The 19,087-nt window shown below is 68.6% G+C and carries 21 protein-coding genes; 11 read left to right on the top strand and 10 right to left on the bottom strand.

What is annotated here, in order from left to right:
• Positions 1-7 precede the first annotated feature (7 nt).
• The gene (locus SK803_RS40295; RefSeq protein ID WP_319971471.1) at positions 8-595 is read left to right on the top strand and encodes an HD domain-containing protein; all 588 of its coding nucleotides are present in this window, start codon (positions 8-10) and stop codon (positions 593-595) included.
• Between the two features lie 58 nt (positions 596-653).
• On the opposite strand, the gene SK803_RS40290 is transcribed toward SK803_RS40295, so the two are convergent.
• From SK803_RS40290 to SK803_RS40280, 3 genes are read right to left on the bottom strand one after another with little or no spacing between them, the layout of a single operon-like run.
• Entirely contained in the window at positions 654-1,088 is a 435-nt protein-coding gene (locus SK803_RS40290; RefSeq protein WP_319971470.1) for a DUF2771 family protein, read from the bottom strand.
• A 31-nt stretch (positions 1,089-1,119) separates the two neighbouring features.
• Positions 1,120-2,622, bottom strand: coding sequence for an MFS transporter (locus SK803_RS40285; protein ID WP_319971469.1), 1,503 nt, complete (start codon positions 2,620-2,622; stop codon positions 1,120-1,122).
• A 3-nt stretch (positions 2,623-2,625) separates the two neighbouring features.
• Positions 2,626-3,378: a glutaminyl-peptide cyclotransferase gene (locus tag SK803_RS40280; protein WP_319971468.1), complete on the bottom strand. Its 753-nt coding sequence runs from the start codon at positions 3,376-3,378 to the stop codon at positions 2,626-2,628.
• Positions 3,379-3,436: 58 nt separating this feature from the next.
• Between SK803_RS40280 and SK803_RS40275 the strand changes: the two genes are divergently transcribed.
• Genes SK803_RS40275 through SK803_RS40265 form a run of 3 tightly spaced genes read left to right on the top strand, consistent with a single transcriptional unit; the run spans position 3,437 to position 7,241 of the window.
• Complete coding sequence (locus tag SK803_RS40275; RefSeq protein ID WP_319971467.1) at positions 3,437-4,174, top strand: DUF3027 domain-containing protein; 738 nt, start codon at positions 3,437-3,439, stop codon at positions 4,172-4,174.
• Complete coding sequence (locus SK803_RS40270; RefSeq protein ID WP_319971466.1) at positions 4,171-6,945, top strand: sacsin N-terminal ATP-binding-like domain-containing protein; 2,775 nt, start codon at positions 4,171-4,173, stop codon at positions 6,943-6,945. Before SK803_RS40275 ends, SK803_RS40270 begins: the two co-directional genes overlap by 4 nt.
• A 2-nt stretch (positions 6,946-6,947) precedes the next feature.
• Positions 6,948-7,241: a hypothetical protein gene (locus SK803_RS40265; RefSeq protein ID WP_319971465.1), complete on the top strand. Its 294-nt coding sequence runs from the start codon at positions 6,948-6,950 to the stop codon at positions 7,239-7,241.
• On the opposite strand, the gene SK803_RS40260 is transcribed toward SK803_RS40265, so the two are convergent.
• Genes SK803_RS40260 through SK803_RS40250 form a run of 3 tightly spaced genes read right to left on the bottom strand, consistent with a single transcriptional unit; the run spans position 7,238 to position 10,437 of the window.
• Positions 7,238-8,533 carry an MFS transporter gene (locus tag SK803_RS40260; RefSeq protein ID WP_406601655.1) on the bottom strand — a complete coding sequence of 432 codons (1,296 nt, stop codon included), beginning with the start codon at positions 8,531-8,533 and terminating at the stop codon, positions 7,238-7,240. The two genes, SK803_RS40265 and SK803_RS40260, sit on opposite strands and share 4 nt — an antisense overlap.
• Before the next feature lie 4 nt (positions 8,534-8,537).
• Positions 8,538-8,963, bottom strand: a complete 426-nt coding sequence (locus tag SK803_RS40255) for a MarR family winged helix-turn-helix transcriptional regulator (protein ID WP_406601654.1) — start codon at positions 8,961-8,963, stop codon at positions 8,538-8,540.
• 40 nt (positions 8,964-9,003) lie between these two features.
• Positions 9,004-10,437: an NCS2 family permease gene (locus SK803_RS40250; protein ID WP_319971464.1), complete on the bottom strand. Its 1,434-nt coding sequence runs from the start codon at positions 10,435-10,437 to the stop codon at positions 9,004-9,006.
• A gap of 16 nt (positions 10,438-10,453) precedes the next feature.
• Here SK803_RS40250 and SK803_RS40245 point away from each other — a divergent pair, with 16 nt between their 5' ends.
• A complete protein-coding gene (locus tag SK803_RS40245) occupies positions 10,454-10,717 on the top strand; it encodes a DUF2530 domain-containing protein (protein ID WP_319971463.1) in 264 nt (87 codons plus the stop codon).
• Here the strand turns inward: SK803_RS40245 and SK803_RS40240 are convergent.
• On the bottom strand, positions 10,714-11,067 hold the full coding sequence (locus tag SK803_RS40240; RefSeq protein ID WP_319971462.1) for a hypothetical protein: 354 nt from the start codon (positions 11,065-11,067) through the stop codon (positions 10,714-10,716). The genes SK803_RS40245 and SK803_RS40240 overlap by 4 nt on opposite strands.
• Before the next feature lie 4 nt (positions 11,068-11,071).
• On the bottom strand, positions 11,072-11,533 hold the full coding sequence (locus tag SK803_RS40235; protein ID WP_319971461.1) for a DUF6247 family protein: 462 nt from the start codon (positions 11,531-11,533) through the stop codon (positions 11,072-11,074).
• Between the two features lie 61 nt (positions 11,534-11,594).
• On the opposite strand from SK803_RS40235, the gene SK803_RS40230 reads away from it, so the two are divergent.
• A complete protein-coding gene (locus tag SK803_RS40230; RefSeq protein ID WP_319971460.1) occupies positions 11,595-12,359 on the top strand; it encodes an ABC transporter permease in 765 nt (254 codons plus the stop codon).
• A gap of 136 nt (positions 12,360-12,495) precedes the next feature.
• Here SK803_RS40230 and SK803_RS40225 read toward each other — a convergent pair whose 3' ends face one another.
• Positions 12,496-13,119: a superoxide dismutase gene (locus SK803_RS40225; RefSeq protein ID WP_319971459.1), complete on the bottom strand. Its 624-nt coding sequence runs from the start codon at positions 13,117-13,119 to the stop codon at positions 12,496-12,498.
• 90 nt (positions 13,120-13,209) lie between these two features.
• Here SK803_RS40225 and SK803_RS40220 point away from each other — a divergent pair, with 90 nt between their 5' ends.
• The 4 genes from SK803_RS40220 (at position 13,210) to SK803_RS40205 (ending at position 16,597) form a co-directional block, all read left to right on the top strand.
• Positions 13,210-14,862 (top strand): ABC-F family ATP-binding cassette domain-containing protein, encoded by a 1,653-nt coding sequence (locus SK803_RS40220; protein ID WP_319971458.1) that lies wholly within the window; start codon positions 13,210-13,212, stop codon positions 14,860-14,862.
• The gene (locus SK803_RS40215) at positions 14,859-15,269 is read left to right on the top strand and encodes a hypothetical protein (protein ID WP_089949907.1); all 411 of its coding nucleotides are present in this window, start codon (positions 14,859-14,861) and stop codon (positions 15,267-15,269) included. Before SK803_RS40220 ends, SK803_RS40215 begins: the two co-directional genes overlap by 4 nt.
• Before the next feature lie 35 nt (positions 15,270-15,304).
• Positions 15,305-15,511: a hypothetical protein gene (locus SK803_RS40210; protein ID WP_319971457.1), complete on the top strand. Its 207-nt coding sequence runs from the start codon at positions 15,305-15,307 to the stop codon at positions 15,509-15,511.
• Between the two features lie 126 nt (positions 15,512-15,637).
• Positions 15,638-16,597 carry a hypothetical protein gene (locus SK803_RS40205; protein WP_319971456.1) on the top strand — a complete coding sequence of 320 codons (960 nt, stop codon included), beginning with the start codon at positions 15,638-15,640 and terminating at the stop codon, positions 16,595-16,597.
• Here the strand turns inward: SK803_RS40205 and SK803_RS40200 are convergent.
• On the bottom strand, positions 16,594-18,090 hold the full coding sequence (locus SK803_RS40200; RefSeq protein WP_319971455.1) for a glutamate--cysteine ligase: 1,497 nt from the start codon (positions 18,088-18,090) through the stop codon (positions 16,594-16,596). The two genes, SK803_RS40205 and SK803_RS40200, sit on opposite strands and share 4 nt — an antisense overlap.
• Positions 18,091-18,299: 209 nt before the next feature.
• On the opposite strand from SK803_RS40200, the gene SK803_RS40195 reads away from it, so the two are divergent.
• Positions 18,300-19,087 (top strand): TrmH family RNA methyltransferase (locus tag SK803_RS40195; protein WP_319971454.1); only part of this gene is annotated, 788 nt, incomplete at its 3' end.

Below are 19,087 nucleotides of genomic sequence, written 5' to 3'. Positions count from 1 at the left end.
CGGCGTCATGTCGTCTGACGCGGACAGGATCGTCGAGTTCCTCTACGAGGTCGGCCAGCTCAAGCGCCTGCCCCGAGCGGGGTGGCTGTTCGCCGGGGTGCAGAACCCGGAGTCGGTGGCCGCGCACTCGTTCCGGGTGGGCGTTCTGTCGTACGCGATCGCCGTCCAGGAGGGTGCGAACCCGGACCGGGCGGCGACGCTGGGGCTGTTCCACGACGTGCCGGAGACGCGGATCGGCGACATCCCGTACGTCGGCAAGCTCTACCTCGACGTGAAGGTGCCGCCGGAAGCCGTTGCCGCGGACCAGGTCCGGCACTTGCCCGCGCCGCTGGCCGCGCACATCGAGGCGTTGGTCGCCGAGCACGAGTCCGCGAAGAGCTATGACCACACGCCGGAAGCGCGCTGCTCGCGTGACGCGGACAAGCTCGAACTGCTGTTGCAGGCACGGGAGTACCAGGCTGCTGGGATCACGAAGATGGAGCGCTTCATCCAGACCATGCAGGCGTCGGTGGTCACCGACACCGGCAAGGCGCTGATGGACTCCGCGCTCCGCATCGCCCCGAGCGAGTGGTGGGAAGCCTTCGGCAAGCGCTGACCGCACGCGGGGCCCTTGCGTGCGCCAGGAGAGTACGAAAGCTCCCCGCGTGCGCTCATCAGCGCGTGATGTCGACGACCCACGAGCCGCGCATCAGCGGCTGGCCGGTCTCCAGCACCGCACCGGCGGCCTCGTGCACCTCGATGCGCAGCAGCTGGTCGGAGTCGTTCGGCACGGCGAGCGTGTAGGTGTAGTCGTCGCCCTTGCCGAGCAACGGCGAAGAGCATCCTTCCTGCACCTTTGCGGCGTTCTCGTACACGCACACGACCTCCCAGAGGCCGTCCGCGAGCTGCCCGTCCACCGAGATCTGCACGACCTTGCCCGGCGGCACCTTGAGCGAACCGGGAGCGTTCTTCTCCGCGCAGTTGTCGCCGGCGACGTCGCAGTAGATCGTCGGCTCCATGCGGATGGTCTTGCCGTTCGCGTAGAACGTGACCTCGGGGTCGTGCTGCTGGAGCGAGCATCCGGACAGCACGAGAACGCTGGCGGCCATTACAGAAGCAAGTCGACGCACGTCAGGCAGCCTACGGGGTGGCGTGGGCCGGCCTGCGGACGAGCCGGTGCAACGACGTGCCGTTGCGGTACATCCACGTCTGCGTGAGGCCCAGCGCGAGCAGCACGGAGAGCACCAGGAAACCGACCCAGAACGTCGCCGGCAGCAGCACGCCCAGCGCACCGCCGAAGACCCACGCGAGCTGCAGGATCGTCTCCGAGCGGCCGAACGCGGACGCCCGCGACTCCTCCGGCAGGTCGTCCTGGATCACCGCGTCCAGGCCGACCTTGGCCAGCGAGGACGCCGTCGCTCCCAGCAGGCCGACGACGGCCGCGGTGATCAGGCCGGGCAGCGCCGCGGCGACGATCGTGGCGCCGAGGGCCGTGCCGACGCAGGCGAGGATCACCTCGTCCGGTTTGCCGAAGTGCTGGCGCGCGCCGATGGCGTTGCCGAGGAAGCTGCCGATGCCCGCGGCCGCGGCGATCACGCCGAGCAACAGCAGTTGCCGCACCGCGTCACCCTCGGTCTGCGCCCGGACCACGAAAGCCGCGAACAGCGTGAGGAACCCGGTCAGCATGCGGAGGGAACCGTTGCCCCACAACGCGACCACGACGTGCCGCGACACGCGTTGCTTGGCGGGCCTGGGGGTGAGCGTGGCCGGGACCTCGCCCTCGGTCACCTCGACCCACGACGGGATCCTCATGCAGACGACCGCGTTCACCAGGCACAGCACGGCGGTGAACCACAGCGCGCCCGGCGAGCCGAACAGATGCGCGAAGCCCGCGGCGAACGCACCGAACACCGCGCCCGCCGCGAGACCGAAGACCGTCATCCGGGCGTTGGTCTTGGACAGCGTGATCTCCGGCGGCAGCACGCGCGGGGTGATCGCGGACTTGAGCACGGTGAACGACTTGCTGAGCACCATGCTGCCCAGCGCCGCCGGGTACAGCAGCCAGTTGTCGAAGTTGAGCGCCATCACGATCGCCAGCACGATCCGCAGCACGCAGGACGCGGCCAGTGCGAGCCGCCGTCCTCGCTGGATCTTGTCCAGCAACGGCCCGATGACCGGCGCGATCAACGCGAACGGCGCGACGGTGATCAGCAGGTAGAGCGCGACCTTGGTCTTGGACTCGGCGGACGCCGCGGAGAAGAACAGGGTGTTCGCCAGCGCCACGGCCATCGCCGCGTCGGCCGCGTAGTTCATCATCACGGCGTAGGTGACCGAGGTCATGCCGGACTTGCCGGCGCCGTCGGCGTGGGCCGCGCGCCGGAACGCCGCGACCGCCTGCTGCGAGATCTGCTTGCCGCGGAACCAGGCGACGCGCGTGACCGTGAGCTTCTTCGGCGGCTTGGGCGTCGGAGTGGTCTGCTGGTCCTGGTTGGGCAGCGGGCGGGTGTTCTGGGGCCGGCGCGGCGGGGGCTCGAAACCGTGTTCGGACGCGGCCTCGCGACGCCGCCGCGGCTGGTACTCGTCGTCCTGCCACGGGTAGCGCTTGGGAGTCGGTTCGTCACTCCACCCGCGGTCGCCGGTCACACGTCAATCCTGCCCCATCCCGTTGAACCTCACCCGGAAGATGGTCGGCCAGTTCTTGCCTGTGACCAGGAACTCGTTGGTTCCGGGGATGTGCGCGATGCCGTTGAGGACGTCGACGTCACCGGAGGGCTTCAGCGAGGCGAGGTCGTAGGCGTTGACGACCTGACCGCTGGCCGGGTCGATGCGGATGATCTCGTCGGTCTTCCACACGTTCGCCCAGACCTTGCCCGCGACGCACTCCAGTTCGTTGAGCTGCTCGACCGGCTTGCCGTCCCTGGTGACCTGCACGCTGCCGGTCTCCTGGAACGACTTCTGGTCGCGGAAGGTCAGCTTCGCGCTGCCGTCGCTCATCACCAGGCGCCCGCCGTCGTCGCAGATGCCCCAGCCCTCGCCCTCATAACCGACGCGGCGGATCTCGGCGAGCGTCTTGCGGTCGCGTTCGATGGCCACGCCGTTGCGCCAGGTGATCTGCCAGATGGTGTCGCCGACGACGGTGATGCCCTCGCCGAAGAAGTCCTGCGGGAGGTCGACCTTCTTCTGGACGTTCCCGCTCGACGGATCGAGGGCCCGCATCGTCGACTGACCCTCGAGGCCGGTGCCCTCGTAGAGGACGCCGTCGACGAGTTCCAACCCCTGGGTGAACGCCGACGTGTCGTGCGGGATCTTTTGCAGGACTTCTACCTGCGGTTTTGCTGGCTCCTGCGTTGAGCAGGCAGCCAAAACCGCGACGAGGACCAGCCAGACGGGTGAGCGCACCCAACGGAGGGTGGCACGAGTTTTCGTCCCGGCGAAGTCCTGCGGCACAATTCACCACGTGACCGCGACTGAGATGCTCCTCGACGCCGTTGATCTCGCCCGCGCCGCCGCTCAGGAAGAGGCGGGTGTGGACAGCGTCGGCGCTCATGTCGGGGTGCACGGCGAGGACGAGTACTCCGTCACGCACCTGTTCGAGGCCGAGCACGCGGGCTACCGCGGCTGGAACTGGGCCGTGACCGTCGCCCACGCGGGCGAGGGTTCCCCGGTGTCGGTCAGCGAGGTCGTGCTGCTGCCGGGCCAGGACGCCCTCGTCGCCCCCGAGTGGGTGCCGTGGAGCGAACGGGTCCGTGCCGGCGACCTCGGTGTCGGTGACCTCATGCCACCCCGCGAGGACGACCCGCGCCTGATCGAGGCCTACGTGCAGTCGGACGATCCCGCGATCGAGGAGGTCGCGCTGGAGATCGGCTTCGGCCGCACGCGGGTGCTGTCCCGCGAGGGCCGCGTCGACGCCGCCGACCGCTGGCTGAACTCCGACTTCGGTCCCAAGTCCGACATGGCCCGCAGCGCCCCCGCGCACTGCGGCACGTGCGGCTTCTACACCCGCGTGGCCGGTGCGTTCGGCGCCGCGTTCGGCGTGTGCGCGAACGAGATCGCGCCCGCGGACGGCCACGTCGTGCACGTCGAGTACGGCTGCGGCGCCCACTCACAGGTCGAGGTCGACATCAGCCCGATGGTGCCGGTCGCCGACCTGGTCTACGACGACGCGCAGCTGGACGTTCTGGACGTCTCGGAGTGACCGACCCGTTCGGCACCGAGGCCCTGCGCACCTCGGTCGTCGCCGCCTGGCGTGGTTCGCCCACCCGGTTCCGCGAAGACGCGAACGCCGAAGAGGACCTCCGCCTCGGTGGCTACCGGGACCGCCTGCTCGTCGAGCTCGCCCAGAACGCCGCCGACGCGTCCGGCGCCGAGCCCGGTGTGTTGCGGATCACCCTGGTCGGCAACGAGCTCCGGGCCGCCAACACCGGCGCCCCGCTGACCGTCGCCGGTGTCGCCGCGCTGGCGTCGCTGCGTGCCTCGGCCAAGGAGTCCGGGGTCGGGCAGTTCGGCGTCGGGTTCGCGGCCGTGCTGACCGTCACCGACGCGCCGCGCGTGATCTCGGCCTCGGGTGGCGTGGAGTTCTCCGCCGAGCGGACTCGCGCCGAGGTGCCGGAGCTGGCGTCCGAACGCGGCGGCGACGTGCCGGTGCTGCGGCTGGTGTGGCCCGTCGACGAGGTCGTGCCGGACGGGTTCACGACCGAGGTCCGGCTGCCGCTGAAGGTCTCGCTGTCGCTGGACGACCTGGCCGCCGAGGTTCCGGACCTCTTGCTGGCGTTGCCGGGCCTGCGTCGGATCGAGGTCGGCGCCGAGGCGTGGGAACGCTTCGTCACCGCGGACGGCGTGGTCACCGTCGGGTCGTCGCGCTGGCTGGTCGAGCGTGCTGTCGGTGAGCTGCCCGCGGAGTTGGTGCAGGGGGTCGAGCAGCGTCCTCAGTGGACGGTCTCGTGGGCTTACCCGCTGGAGTCCGCGCTGGGCGAGGACGTGTTGCACGCGCCCACGCCGACCGACGAGCGTTTGTCGTTGCCTGCTCGGTTGATCGCCACCTTGCCCGTCGAGCCTTCCCGGCGCCGGATCCTGCCGGGGCCGGCCGCCTGGGCGGTGCTGGACGCGGCCGCCGCGCTGTACCCGGCTCTGGTGGCTCGGATTCCTGCGGTCGAGCGGACCGCTCTGGTACCGCTGCCGGGGTTCCCGTTGTCCGAAGTGGACGATCGGCTGCGGACCGCGGTGCTGCGTTCGTTGCGTGCCGCGGAGTGGCTGCCGCTGGCTTCCGGCGAGTGGATCTCGCCTGCTCGTGCGCGCGTGCTGGACGTCGGATCCGAGGAGCTCGTCGAGCTCGTCGAGGACGCGCTGCCGGGGCTGCTGGACGCTGAGCTGTCCGCGCCGGTGCACGCCAAGGCGTTGGCCGCTTTGGAGGTGCCACGGGTTTCCACCGCCGAGGTGGTGGCCGCGCTGGCCGGTGTTTCTGGTGATCCCGGGTGGTGGCGGGACGTCTACGCCGCGTTCGCGCCTCTGGCCGAGGTCGACCCGGACGTCCGTGAGGCGCTGCAGTCCCTGCCCGTGCCGTTGGCCGATGGGCGGACGGTCACCGGGCCTCGCACGACTTTGATCGCTGACGAGCCGTTGCCCGGGCTCCGGGTTGTGCATCCGGATGCGGTGCACCCGTTGCTGGTGCGGTTGGGGGCCGTTGAGGCCGGGGCTTCCGAGCTGCTGGCTGATCCTTCGTTGCGCGAGAACGTGGCGCGGTCGTTGGAGGACGCCGAGGCTGGGCTCGACGGCGAAGACCTGATCGAGACCGTGCTGCGGTTGGTGGATCGCGCCGCGCTGCGGGCTGGGGAGGAGCCTTGGCTGGGGGCGCTGGCTTTGCCGGACGCTTCCGGTGAATGGCATCGGGCGGACGAGTTGCTGCTGCCCGACTCACCGCTGGTGGGTGTGGTCGAAGCGGACGCGTTCCCGGTGCTGTCCAAGGAGATCGCCGACACCTACCCGCGCGCCGCCCTGGTGGCCATCGGTGTCGTGGACGGCTTCTCGCTGGTGGTCGACGACGAGCCCTCGGGCCCGGAGCACGACCTGGCCGACGAGTCCGCGTGGTGGTCGTCGGTGCCGGACGAGCCCACTCGGGTGGTGGCGGTCCGGGATCTGGATCTGGTGGCCGACTGGCCGGCCGCGCTGCGGTTGCTGGCTTCCGACCCGGTCACCTGGCGGGCGGTCACCGAGCCCGACGGGTACACGGGCTGGTGGATCGCCCGGCACGCTTCGTTGTCCGGCAAGGCTCCGCGCGAGTACCGCCTTGCTGAGGCTTCGCTGTTGGACGGGCTGTTCGACGCCGTGCCGGATCTGGAGCTGCCGGAGCACGTGCTGCGGGCCGCCGGTGTGCGGTCGCGGCTGGAGATCCTGGACGAGGACGACGCCGAGTTCGTGCTGGGGCGGTTGGGGGATCCGGATCGGGTTGTCGCGGACGCGGTGGTGTTGCGGGCTCATGCCGCGTTGCCGGACTGCGAGTTCGTGCCGCCTGCTCGGGTTCGGGTGCTGAGCGGTGAGGTCGTAGCGGCGGACGACGTCGTGGTGCTGGATCACCCGTGGTTGCTCGGGGTTGTGCCGGCTTCTCGGGTTTTGCTGGCTGACGGGTCTGAGGAGTTGGCGGACCTGTTGGATCTGGCGTTGGCCTCTGAGGAGTTCGACGGGTCTCCGGATCACGTCGGCTCGGTCGTGCGGTGGGAGGACCTCGGCGCGGTTCGGATGGCGTGTGAGCTGCTCGAGGTCGCGCTGCCGGACGGGGTTGTCGTGGTGCACGACGAGCTTCTGGTCGACGGACATCGGGTCGAGTGGTGGATGGCGGATGGGGTTCCACATGCCGCTGACACGCCGGAGGGGCTTGCTCGGGCGCTTGCCTGGGTGACGGAGCGGTGGGAGGACCGGCACACGTTCGCCGCGCTGATCACCGACCCGACGGCCGCGACTCTGCTGGGCTGACCGTGGCCGAGGAGTCGCTCGACCAGCCGTGGCTGCTGGAGATCCTCGACCAGGTGCGGGCGGTCTGGCCGGACGGCATTCCCGACGAGGATCTCGACGTGGTGCTGGCGGCGCTCTGGGAAGGGTGCGGCAACCGGAACTTCGCGCTGGTCGTCGAGGCCCTGACCGGGGTGAGCCGGCACGTCGCGTACGCCACCCATGTGATCAGGGCCGAGGAGACCGTCAAGCGTCTGCGGGCGCGGGTGGACGAGATCCACGACGAGCTGGGGAAGCACGGCTGGGATCCCGACGACTAGGCAGCCGCTGTGACAGGCTCCCGACGAGCCCGCCGCAGCCGTGGCTTCGCTATGTCGCCGCGCCTGGTCAGGATGATCCAGGCGGTGATCGTCACCAGCATCGAGACTGCGCCGCCGATGATGATCGGCGCGCGGCCGTTGATCTCGCCCAGCCAGCCCATCAGTGGGCCGCCCACTGGGTTGCCGCCCAGGAACACGAGCATGTAGATGCCCATCACCCGGCCGCGCATCTCGGGTTCCACGGCTAGTTGGATGGTGGCGTTCGCGGTGGTGTTGAAGGTCATCATCGCGATGCCGACCGGGATCATCATCAGGCCGGTCAGGAGCATCGTGGGCATCAGGCCGGACACGATCTCCAGCACGCCGAAGACCACGCCGGAGCCGATGAAGACGGACAGGCGTGGGGTTTTCCGTCTGGCGGCCCAGGTCGCGCCTGCCAGGGTGCCTACCGCGATCAGGGTGGAGAGCAGGCCGTAGGCGTCGGCGTCGCCGCCGAAGACGTTGCGGGCCATGATCGCCAGGGTCATGTAGAAGTTCATGCCGAAGGTGGCGATGAAGAAGACCAGGACCATCACGGTCAGGAGGTCTGGGCGGCTTCTCACGTAGCGGAGGCCTGAGAGCAGTTGGCCTTTTTCGCGCGGTAGGGGGTCGGAGCGTTGTAGTTGCGACGTTCGCATCAGCCAGATGCCGCCTACTACGCCTACGAAGCTGATGGCGTTGGCCAGGAAGACCCAGCCCGTGCCGATGGCGACGATCGTGACGCCCGCGATGGCCGGGCCGATGATGCGGGCGAGGTTGAACATCATCGAGTTGATCGCCACGGCGTTGGTCAGGGACTCGCGGCCGACCATTTCCACCACGAAGGACTGGCGTACCGGGGTTTCCACTGCGGAGAAGCAGCCGAGCAGGAAGCAGAGCACGAAGACGTGCCAGAGCTCCACTACGCCGGTCACGTCCAGGATGCCCAGGGCCAGTGCGCAGATGCCCAGGGCGGATTCGAGCCAGAGCAGGAGTTTGCGCTTGTCCAGGCGGTCGGCGAGGACGCCGCCCCACATGGAGAGCAGCAGTACCGGGAGGAACTGGAGTGATGCGGCGAAGCCGAGGGCCAAGGGGGAGCCGTTGGTCAGTTCCAGGACCAGCCAGTCCTGGGCTACGCGCTGCATCCACACGCCGACCAGCGAGATGATCTGGCCAGAGGCGTAGAGGCGATAGTTGTATATGCCTAAGGAACCGAACATTCCGGTACGACGAGGTGGCGAACTGTCTGCTCCACCACCCGCGTAACCCGACACGTCCTTACTGCCCCGCCATCCTGTCGATGATCTCGGCGGCGCGCGAGAGCAGTTCCCGTTCTTCGGGTGGCAGCTCCGCGAGCCTCTTGTCCAGCCACGCTTCGCGGGCTGTGATCTCGTCTTCGAGGTACGACAAGCCTTCGCTGGTCAGCTCGACGATGGCTTGACGGCCGTCGGTGGGGTGCGGGCTGCGCGTGGCGAAGCCGAACTCCTCCAGGGCGGCGATCACTCGCGTCATGGACGGCGGTTGGACGCCTTCCTTGGCCGCTAGTTCGCCCGGGGTCAGCGGGCCGCACTTGTGCAGTGTGGACAGCGCGGACACCTGAGTCAGCGACACCGCCGAGTTGGTGCGCTGTGCTCGCAGGCGACGGTTGAGGCGCACGACGGCAAGCCTCAGCCTGCTCGCCAGTCCGTGCTGATCGATCGCCACGTAGTTAGCATACCTCACGAAATAGTTTCCTGCCGAAAGGTCAGTTGAGCAGGGCCTGGATCGGACCCAGCGCGAAGTAGACGACGAAAGCGGCCGCCACGATCCACATCAGCGGGTGGATTCCGCGTGCGCGGCCGGTCAGGGCCTTGAGCAGCACGTAGCTCACGAAGCCCGCGCCGATGCCGTTGGCGATCGAGTAGGTGAACGGCATGACCACGATCGTGAGGAACGCGGGCAGCGCGATGGTGAAGTCGCTGAAGTCGATCTCGCGGACCTGCATCATCATCAGCGCGCCGACGATCACCAGCGCGGGTGCCGCCGCTTCGATCGGGACGACCTCGTAGAGCGGCGTGAAGAACATCGCGAGCAGGAAGAGGACGCCGGTCACGACGTTCGCCAGACCCGTGCGCGCGCCTTCCGCGATGCCGGAGGCCGACTCGATGTAGACGGTGTTCGACGAGCTGGACGCGGCGCCGCCGGCCACCGCGCCGAGGCCGTCGACGAACAGCGCCTTGCCCACGTTCGGCAGCTGGCCGTCCTTGTCGATCAGGTCCGCTTCCTTGCCGAGGCCGGTCATCGTGCCGACCGTGTCGAAGAAGTCGGTGAGCACCAGCGTGAACACGATGAGGGCCGCGACCAGCGCCGGCAGCCGCGTCCAGGCGCCGAACGACACGTCGCCGAGCAGCGACAGGTCCGGCACGCCGAAGATCTGGTCGGGCAGCGCGGGGTAGCCGAGGTTCCAGCCCTTGGCGTTGACGCCCGCGGACGGCCCAGCCTTGACGAGCGCTTCGAGGATGATCGCGAAGATCGCGGTGCTCACGATGCCGATGAGGATCGCGCCCTTGATCCTGCGCGCGAAGAGCACACCGGTGACCACGAGTCCGACCACGAACACGAGCGTCGGCCAGCTCGCGATCGACCCGTTGATGCCCAGTCCGACCGGCACGGTGGTGTTCGCGGCGTCCGGCAACCGGCGCACGAAACCGGCGTCCACCAGGCCGATGAAGGTGATGAAGAGTCCGATGCCGACCGCGATGGCGGCCTTCAGCTCGTTCGGCACGGCGTTGAACACCGCGGTCCGCACGCCCGTGACCACGAGCAGGAGCACGACGAGGCCGTTGACCAGGATCAGGCCCATGGCCTCCGGCCAGCTGACCTTCGCGGCCACGCTGACGGCGACGAACGAGTTGATGCCCAGGCCGGTGGCCAGCGCGAACGGGTAGTTCGCGATCAGTCCGAAGAGGATGGTCATCACACCGGCGACCAGCGCCGTCACCGCCGCGACCTGACCGACGGGCAGGATGTTGCCCAGCACGTCCGGGTGCGCTCCCGGCCCCGTCGGCGCGAAGCTGCCGATGATCAGCGGGTTCAGCACGACGATGTACGCCATCGTGAAGAACGTCACGACACCGCCACGCACTTCCCGCGCCACGGTCGACCCGCGCTCGGAAATCTTGAAGAACCCGTCCAGCATCTGCTCTCCTTACGATGTGTCCGAACGCGACCCCGCTCCACACCCGCCGCCGCTGCCTCACCGGCTGGCCGATCCCGTGCCGGTGGTGCTGGGCGGTACCGCGCTGTGGTTCCTCGGGTTTTTCGTCGTTCTGCTCGTCGACCGCTCGAACAGCACCCTGCTCTGGACGACTCTGTCCGGCGGTCTGCTGGGGATCATCGGGTACGGAGTCTTCTACTGGCAACGCCGGGCCGCGAGGCGGGGATCACGGACCGCCCAGCAGGGACTTGAGGATGCCTAGCCGGTCAGCTTCGGATGGCCGGTGCCTGCCCAGGTGACCCAGACGGTTCTGCGCTCTTCATCGACGACGTACCAGATTCGGCCGGCAGACGTGACCTCGTACTGCCATTGATCGAACACGACGCCATCGTGTGTGTGGTGCCGCAAATCTCCCTTGAGGAGGTGTTGTCGGTTCGGGTTCACGATGGAAGTGGGGTGCTCGCTCAGCACAACCCACGCATCCCAAGCGTTCGATGCCGCAGTGCGGCAGAGTTCCTCCCAACCTTTCGCTGCCACGGTCGTGCCGAAGCGGACTGCATAACCGTCTGGACGTGGAGGCGGCGTCATGTGCGCGCCGCGTTTTGCCGGCAAGAGCTCACATCTCCATCGGGTTCGGCACAGGACCGAAGTCCCCGAAGGTCGGCTCACTGAGCGCGCGGTGAAGCTCCGGGTCCGCGTGCACGATCGCGGTGTTGGCCCACTCGTGCATGACCTGCGCGAGCAGGGACCACTGGCCGAGCTCTGCGGAGGCTTGGATAGCCTGGACGAACTCCTGGACGAACTCCGCGCGGTCAGATTTCGGGAGCACCGCGATCCAAGGGAACTCGTCCAGCAACGCATCCCCCACGGCGTCGGGGCCTGCATGCCGGAACACGGAACGCATCGCGCGGGCCGCCGTGACAGCTGCGCTGTGGCGGTACTGGTGATGGTCGGCCCGCACCAGCAGTAGATCGGCCCCGTCGCGGCGCTTGACGCGCACTTCATGTTGGTCGGCGATGGCGGCGACACTCTTCGGGTCGCGAGCCAGCTCGCTCCACTGCACTTCGTTGACAGTCACCTCGCAATTCTGAACTTATTCAGCATTGTTGGCAACTGCACGATCGGGTGTGATCACCGCCATGATCGACGCCACCGACTGGGTCCGGCTGCTGGTCGTCTGCCTCTTCTTCACGGCCGCCGCCGCGGCGACGGCCTGGGCGACGGGCCTGACCAAGCCGCAGCCGTTCCTCACGGCCGCCGCGAGGGCTGTGCTGCAACTCGCCGCGGTCAGCGCCGTGATCACGTTCGTGCTGACGCACCTGGGCCTCACCGGCGTGTTCCTCGCCGTCATGGCGATCGTGGCCACCGCGACCTCGGCTCGCCGCACCGAGACCGGCCGCAAGGGCGTGTGGGTGGCGGCCGCGATCCTGGTCGGCCCCGTGCCCGCGCTCGGCCTGCTGATCGCCATCGGACTGTTGCCGGTCCAGGGCATCGCGCTGATCCCGGTCGGCGGCATCCTGATCGGTGGCGCGATGACCGCGACCACCCTCTCGGTCAGGAGAGCCCTCGACACCCTCAAGGACCGCCACGGTGAGTACGAGGCTGCCCTGGCGTTGGGGTTCGTGGAACCTGCCGCGGCGCGGTTTCTCATCCGTCAGCCGGCGGCGGAGGCGTTGCTGCCGCCGCTCGACCAGACCAGGACGGTCGGGCTTGTCACCCTTCCGGGCGCTTTTGTGGGCATGCTCCTGGGCGGGGCTCCCGTTTGGCAGGCCGGCGCACTACAAATCGTGGTCCTGCTCGCGTTGCTCGCGGTCGAGGTGGCCGCTGTCGCCACCGTGGTCGAGCTGGTCGCGAGGGGTCTGATCAGGAGGGCTTCCCAAGGAAGCGAAGTTAGGCTAACCTAAGTCTCGTCGCTTCGTGGTGGGAGCGGCAGTCAGTTCGGGAACGGACGAGGCCCCCGCTCTGGGCAGAGCGGGGGCCTCGTCGTGTTCGGCGAGCGGGAAGCTTTGTCGGAGCACCCAACGCCGAAGTCTTGAACCCTCAGCCGAGCCGCAGGCCGTTCTGGCCCGCGCGCGCCGCCTCGAAGCGGGCGGAGACGTCCTCCCAGTTGACGACGTTCCACAGCGCCGAGATGTAGTCGGCCTTCAGGTTGCGGTACTGCAGGTAGTACGCGTGCTCCCAGATGTCGAACGCGAGCAGCGGCGTGGTCGCGATCGACAGGTTGGAGTGGTGGTCCTTGAGCTGCAGCGTGACCAGCTTCTGGCCGATCGGCTCCCACGCGAGGATGCCCCAGCCGGAACCCTGGATCGAGGACGCCGCCGCGTTGAGCTGACCGCGGAACTTGTCGAACGAGCCGAAGTGCTCGTCGATCGCGGCCGCGAGCTCGCCGACCGGCTTGTCGCCGCCGTTGGGCGAGAGGTTCTTCCACCACACCTGGTGCAGCGCGTGTCCGGCCAGATGGAACGCCAGCGTGGTCTCGAGGCCGACGATGGAGCCGAAGGACTCCTTGTCGCGGGCTTCCTCGATCTGCTCGAGCGTGTCGTTCGCGCCCTTCACATAGGCGGCGTGGTGCTTGCCGTGGTGCAGCTCGTTGATCTCGCCGATGATCGCCGGCTCCAGGTCGCCGTAGTCGTAGTCGAGATCCGGCAGCACGTACTGGGCCATGACAACTCCCCATTTGCAATCACTTGGTACTTGCAACTTACTGGCAACAAGGCCAGTTAGCCAGTTGCGGGGGCACGTAACGTCGGAAGCGTGTCCGTGCTGACAGCCAGGAACATTTCGCTGTCGTTCGGTCCGAGGACCGTGATCTCGGAGGTTGATTTCGATGTTTCGCCTGGTGACCGCGTCGGTCTGATCGCACCGAACGGCGTCGGCAAGTCGACTTTGCTGCGCCTGCTGTCCGGTGAGCTGCGTCCGGAGACCGGATCTGTCTCAAGCACCGGAACCGTCGCGCACCTGACGCAGGAGACCCTCCACGTTGCTGGAGAGTCGCTCCGCGACCACCTCGCCCGCCGCACCGGCGTCGCCGAAGCCGAAGACTGGTTGCAGAAGGCGGCCGAGGCGCTCGGTGAAGGTGGCGGCGAGGACTACCCGGACGCGCTCGACCACTGGACCGCGATCGGTGCCGGTGACTTCGACGAACGTGCGGAAGCCGTCTGCGAACGTCTTGGGCTGCCTGCGGATCTGCTCGACGGCCGTGCGCCGGACGAGTTGTCCGGTGGGCAGCAGGCGCGGCTCAGGCTCGCGGCGGTGTTGCTGACGCGGGCGGACGTGTTGCTGCTCGACGAGCCGACGAACGACCTCGACGCCACCGGGCTCGACCTCCTGGAGTCCCACGTGAGCGGGTGTCCGGGCGCGATCGTGCTGGTGAGCCACGATCGGGAGTTCCTGGCGCGCACCACGACCGCGATCGCCGAGCTCGACGAGTTCTCGCACGAGCTCACCGTGTTCGGTGGCGGCTGGGAGGCCTACGTCGAGGAGAAGGCGAACGCGGGCCGCCGGGCCCAGGAGGAGTACGAGGCCTACTCGGTCAAGCGCGACTCGTTGGTGCAGCGCAGCCGCCAGGTCAGGGAGTGGTCGCGGCAGGGCGTGCGGCGTGCGACCAGTGCCAAGGCGCGCAACGACGAGCCGGACAAGAACGTCCGTGCGGCGCACAAGCGGGGAGCGGAGGGCCTGACCGCGAAAGCGTCCGTTGTGGACCGTCGGCTGGCCAGGCTGGACGAGGTCGAGGAACCGCGCGAGGCGTGGGAACTGCGGCTCACCCTGCCGTCGGCCGGGCGTGGCAGCTCGGTGGCGTTCACGTTGCGCCAGGCCGTGGTCAGCCGCGGTGACGTGACGCTCGGGCCGATCGATCTCACGATCGGCGCCGGGGAGCGCTGGCGGATCACCGGACCGAACGGCTCCGGCAAGTCGACGTTGCTCGGCGCGCTGCTCGGCCGCGTCCCGCTGATCGACGGTGACCGCTCGATCGGGCCCGGTGTCGTCGTCGGCGAGGTCGACCAGCTTCGAGCCGAGTTCGCTTCGGGCGAGTCGGCGTTGCGGATCGTGGCCGGCGCGACGGGGCTGCCGGACGTCGAGGTGCGCACGTTGCTCGCCAAGTTCCGGCTGGGCGCCGACGCCGTGCTGCGGCCGGCCAGGGAGCTCTCGCCGGGCGAGCGGACCCGTGCGGGCTTGGCCTTGTTGCAAGCTCGTGGCACTACGTGTTTGGTGCTCGACGAACCTACGAATCATCTCGATTTGCCTGCGATCGAACAACTGGAACAGGCGTTGGAAAATTACGAGGGCACGTTGTTGCTGGTCACGCACGATCGGCGGCTCGCATCGGCCGTGCGGGTGGATCACGAGATCAACGTTCGCGACCTCCTCACGTTTCCTCGTGTTAAGGGTGGAAGATATGACTCATGACCACCGAGGAGGACTGGCCGGTCGAACAGACCTGGTCAATGCGCAACACCCACTGGCACGCCTATGTGGAGCACACGTCCCTCGACCACGCTTCTCCTCGGCAGGTCCGGCTCGAGCGCACGCCTGAGGAAGTGCTGACCTCGCCCGCCGAGGTCGCGGCGTGGCTGGAGGTCAACCTCCGCAGCGCCACCAGGCCGGAGGAGACCGGCAAGAAGCGGGTCAAGGACGAGCGCGACTTCACCGACTCGAACCGGGTGCACGCCTCACTGGCGTCCCGCGGCGAGTCGATCTACACGGGCGTGAAGGGCGAGCTGACGCTGGCCGTCGAGGCCGTGACGCCGGACGAATGCCGGATCTCCCACGACGGTGCGGACGTAGCGCCCCTGAAGTCGGGCCGCCGCCGCTAGATTCGGTCCCCTGGGATTCACGCTCTGGGGGAGCAATGAAGCGGTTTCTGCCGAGTTTCGGCGCGCTGGTTCTGGTCGCGGCGCTGGTCGGTGCGGTGGTGTGGCTGAGGCCTGAACCTCCGCGACCCGCGCCGGCACCGTCGCTGGGGGTCGTCCTGCAGTACGCGGACGGCTCCCGGCTGTGGAGCAGTGCCGACGGTCGGCCGCGGCCGTACCTGCAACGGGGTCGCCTGCGTGCCTGATGCACGCCAGTGGACGGCCGGCTACACGCCGCAGCTCGCGGTCACGGTGTTCGTGGACCAGGCCGGTGCCCCGGCCGACGTCGTGTTCTGGGGGATCAGATGAGGCGACTTCTTCCTGTTCTGGGTGTGCTGGTTCTCGTTGGTGCCGTTGCGGCCGTGGTGTGGGAACGGTTCGACGAGCCGGAGCCACGCTATGTGGTGCTGCAGTACGCGGACGCCTCGGAGCTGTGGCGGTCAGGCGAACCCGAGACGCCGCTGGTCAGGCAGATCGTCCGGGAGCTCGCCACGCGGGCGTCGTTGTCGCTGGACCAGCTGCGCAACACCGGTGCCGTCGTGGTGACGACGATCGACGCGAGGGCGCAGTCCGCCGCGGCGGCGGCCATGCGGGAGAGGTCGGCGGCCAAGGCCTCGGTGACCGCTGTCGATCCCGCCCGTGGCGCGGTGAGGGCCTATGCGCCGGGCGGTGATCCCGCGGTGGACTTCGCGGGCGGTGTGGTGAAGGAGCCCGGTTCGGTGTTCTTCCCGTTCACCGCCGTCGCGGGCCTGCAGGAGGGCAAGGCGCTCGGCGAGGGCGACGCGCAACGGGCGATCGCCATCGCGCATCGGGCCGGTGTGCCGGAGTTCGCGGACGTCGCGGGCACCCGGACGAAGTTGCTCGACGGTGCGGGTGGCGGGCTGCGGCCGCTCGACCTGGCGTCGGCTCATGCGACGTTCGCCGCGGACGGCGTGCACCGGGATGCCCACTTCGTCACGCACGTCACCGACGTGCACGGTGCGACGCTCTACCAGGCGCTGGACACGCCGCAGCCCGCGTTCGACCGGGATCCGGTGCGCAGCAAGGAGATCGCTCAGCAGGTCACCAAGGTGCTGAGGGATGACCCCGCTTGCGGCAACGATCTCTACATGGCGTGCCGTGCCGGTGTGTGGCCGCTGGAACCGGCTCCGGCCAGGCACGCGTGGATGACCGGGTACACCCCGGAGCTCGCGGTGGCGGTGTTCGTCGGCGGGGACGAGGCCGGCGGCGCCGTTGACGCCGGCCTGCCCAAGGCCGTGTGGGGGACGTTCCTGGAGAAGCTGCGGTCCTAGCCCACGTGCCACGTGTGCACGGGTTCGCCCGCGTGCATCAGCTCCATGTACCGCTTGAGCATGCCGCTCAGGGCCGCATCCCTCGACAGGCCACGTTCCTCAAGCAGCGCAACGGTTTCCCGCTGCCACGACGATCCCGTGCGCCGTGCGAGGCAGCGCTGCTCGATGACCCCGAGGTAGCGCTCGCGTGCCTCGTCGGAGACTCCGCACTCGCGCAGGCCCTCGTGCGCCATCGGCAGGAGCCGGCGCAGCACCAGCTCGTCCGGCGGGATCCAGCCGATGCCCGGCCAGTACAGCTGGGCGTGCATGCCGTGCCTGGCGCCGGTGTAGAGGTTCTCCTCGGCCGCCTGGAACGACATCTGAGTCCACAGTGGACGTTCTTGGGCGGCGAGTGCCCGCTGGGTGCCGTAGAAGAAGGCGGCGTTCGCCATCGTGTCGAGCACCGTGGGTCCCGCGGGCAGGACGCGGTTCTCGACGCGCAGGTGCGGCACGCCGTCGACGACGTCGTAGACCGGGCGGTTCCAGCGCCAGATCGTGCCGTTGTGCAGGCGCAGCTCGGAAAGACGAGGCGCGCCACCGGCTTCGAGGGCCTCGATCGGGTCCTCGTCGTCGGTTTCCGGCAGCAGGCTGGGGAAGTAGCGCACGTTCTCCTCGAACAGGTCGAAGATCGACGTGATCCACCGTTCACCGAACCACACGCGCGGACGGACGCCCTGGTTCTTCAGCTCGTCCGGGCGGGTGTCGGTGGCCTGCTGGAACAGCGGGATCCGGGTCTCGTGCCAGAGCGCTTTGCCCAGCAGGAACGCTGAGTTCGCGGCGATGGCGACCTGAACCCCTGCCAGGCACTGTGCGGCGTTCCAGTGCGCGGCGAAGTGCGTCGGTTCGACCTGCAGGTGCAGCTGAACCGATGTGCACGCGGCCTCCGGCAGGATCGACTCGGCGTAGCTGAGCAGCTTCTCCGGGTTCTTGCCCGGCATCGCCGGACCTTCCATGTGCAGCACCATCTCTTCGCCGCGGGCTTTGAAGATGGTGTCGTTGAGCAGCGCGTACCTCGGTGCCTCGGAGAGCCACTTGCGGTCGAAGTGCCTCTCCCGCAACGTGGGCAGCAAGCCGATCATGGCCAGATTCGCGCCGACGTCGTTGGCCTTCGAATCCGCGTTGTCGAGCGATGCGCGCAGTTCCTCTTCCAGTCCAAGCATCTCACCGCCCGCGAGCTCGCGCGGTGGGACGTTGATCTCCAGGTTCTGCTGTCCCAGCTCCAGCGTGTAGGAGGGGTCGTCGATCTTCTCGAGCACCTCCGAGTTCGCCATCGCCGGCCGCATCGCGTCGTCGACGAGGTTCAACTCGATCTCGAGCCCCATCTGCCGACGGGGAAAGGAAAATGTGTCTTCGGCCAACATCGTGGCCAATGCGTCGAGACTTCGCTGCATCTTCTCGCGATAACGCTGGCGATCGTCTCTGGTGAACGTGCGGCTGGACACTTCACTTCCCATGCCGCTACCCCTTCGCTCGGCGCTGGTGGGCGCGGGCCAGGCGGAACGCCCAACGTGACACAGCGGAAACCTTGTTTACATCGCCCAAAACGGTGCTCTCTGTCACGTCGAGGTAACAACCAGCGATCATCCGCTGGTCGGGCGTGCGCGGTTCCGCCCTCCGGACTACCTCGCCTGTTCCACCTCACGCAGGATGCGAAACTTCCGGCGTGGCGAAGGTGATCGAGATCAACGACCCGGCCGATGCGAGGTTGGACGACTTCCGCGACCTCTCGACGGCCGATCGCAGGCCTGACCGGCCGGGAGGGCGAGGTCTCGTCATCGCCGAGGGCGTCGTGGTGGTGGAACGCCTGCTGGCCTCGCCGTACCCGGTGCGCGGCCTGCTCGGCGTGCGGCGGCGGATCGAGGCGTTGGACCTCTCCGACCTGGACGTTCCCGCCTACGTGACGTCCGCCGAGGTGATGGCGTCAGTCGTGGGGTTCCACCTGAACCGAGGTGTGCTGGCCGCCGCCGACCGCGCTCCGGCGGTGTCTCTGGACGCGCTGGTCTCCACCGCTCAGCGCCTGGCCGTGCTGGAAGGCGTGGGCGACCACGAGAACCTGGGTTCGATCTTCCGCAACGCCGCCGCCCTGGGCGTGGACGGCGTGGTTCTCGGCCCAGGATGCAGCGATCCGCTGTATCGACGCAGCGTGCGGGTGTCGATGGGCCACGTGCTGCGCGTGCCGTTCGCTACCACGGATGAATGGCCCGCGGCGCTGAACATGTTGCGGCACAAGGGGTTCACAGTTGCCGCTCTGACCCCGCGCGCCTCCGCCCCGCACCTGGCGGACGCAGGCCTGCGTGGCCGCCGCGTGGCCGTGCTGCTGGGCTCCGAGGGCCCGGGCCTCACCGACGAAGCCATCGACGCCGCCGACGTGGCCGTGCGGATCCCGATGTCGTCCGGCGTGGATTCCCTGAACGTCGCCACCGCGGGCGCAGTGGCGTTCTACGCGTTGCT

It is taken from the genome of Lentzea miocenica (assembly GCF_033949945.1).
GTDB lineage: Bacteria > Actinomycetota > Actinomycetes > Mycobacteriales > Pseudonocardiaceae > Lentzea > Lentzea miocenica.
Note: the sequence above shows the minus strand (reverse complement) of the source record. Positions and strands in the feature narration are given on the sequence as shown.

Coding starts and splice junctions, on each gene's coding strand:
- SK803_RS40295 (WP_319971471.1), top strand. CDS start 8: ATGTCGTCTGACGCGGACAGGATCGTCGAGTTCCTCTACGAGGTCGGC.
- SK803_RS40290 (WP_319971470.1), bottom strand. CDS start 1,088: ATGGCCGCCAGCGTTCTCGTGCTGTCCGGATGCTCGCTCCAGCAGCAC.
- SK803_RS40250 (WP_319971464.1), bottom strand. CDS start 10,437: ATGCTGGACGGGTTCTTCAAGATTTCCGAGCGCGGGTCGACCGTGGCG.
- SK803_RS40230 (WP_319971460.1), top strand. CDS start 11,595: ATGATCGACGCCACCGACTGGGTCCGGCTGCTGGTCGTCTGCCTCTTC.
- SK803_RS40225 (WP_319971459.1), bottom strand. CDS start 13,119: ATGGCCCAGTACGTGCTGCCGGATCTCGACTACGACTACGGCGACCTG.
- SK803_RS40215 (WP_089949907.1), top strand. CDS start 14,859: ATGACCACCGAGGAGGACTGGCCGGTCGAACAGACCTGGTCAATGCGC.
- SK803_RS40210 (WP_319971457.1), top strand. CDS start 15,305: ATGAAGCGGTTTCTGCCGAGTTTCGGCGCGCTGGTTCTGGTCGCGGCG.
- SK803_RS40200 (WP_319971455.1), bottom strand. CDS start 18,090: ATGGGAAGTGAAGTGTCCAGCCGCACGTTCACCAGAGACGATCGCCAG.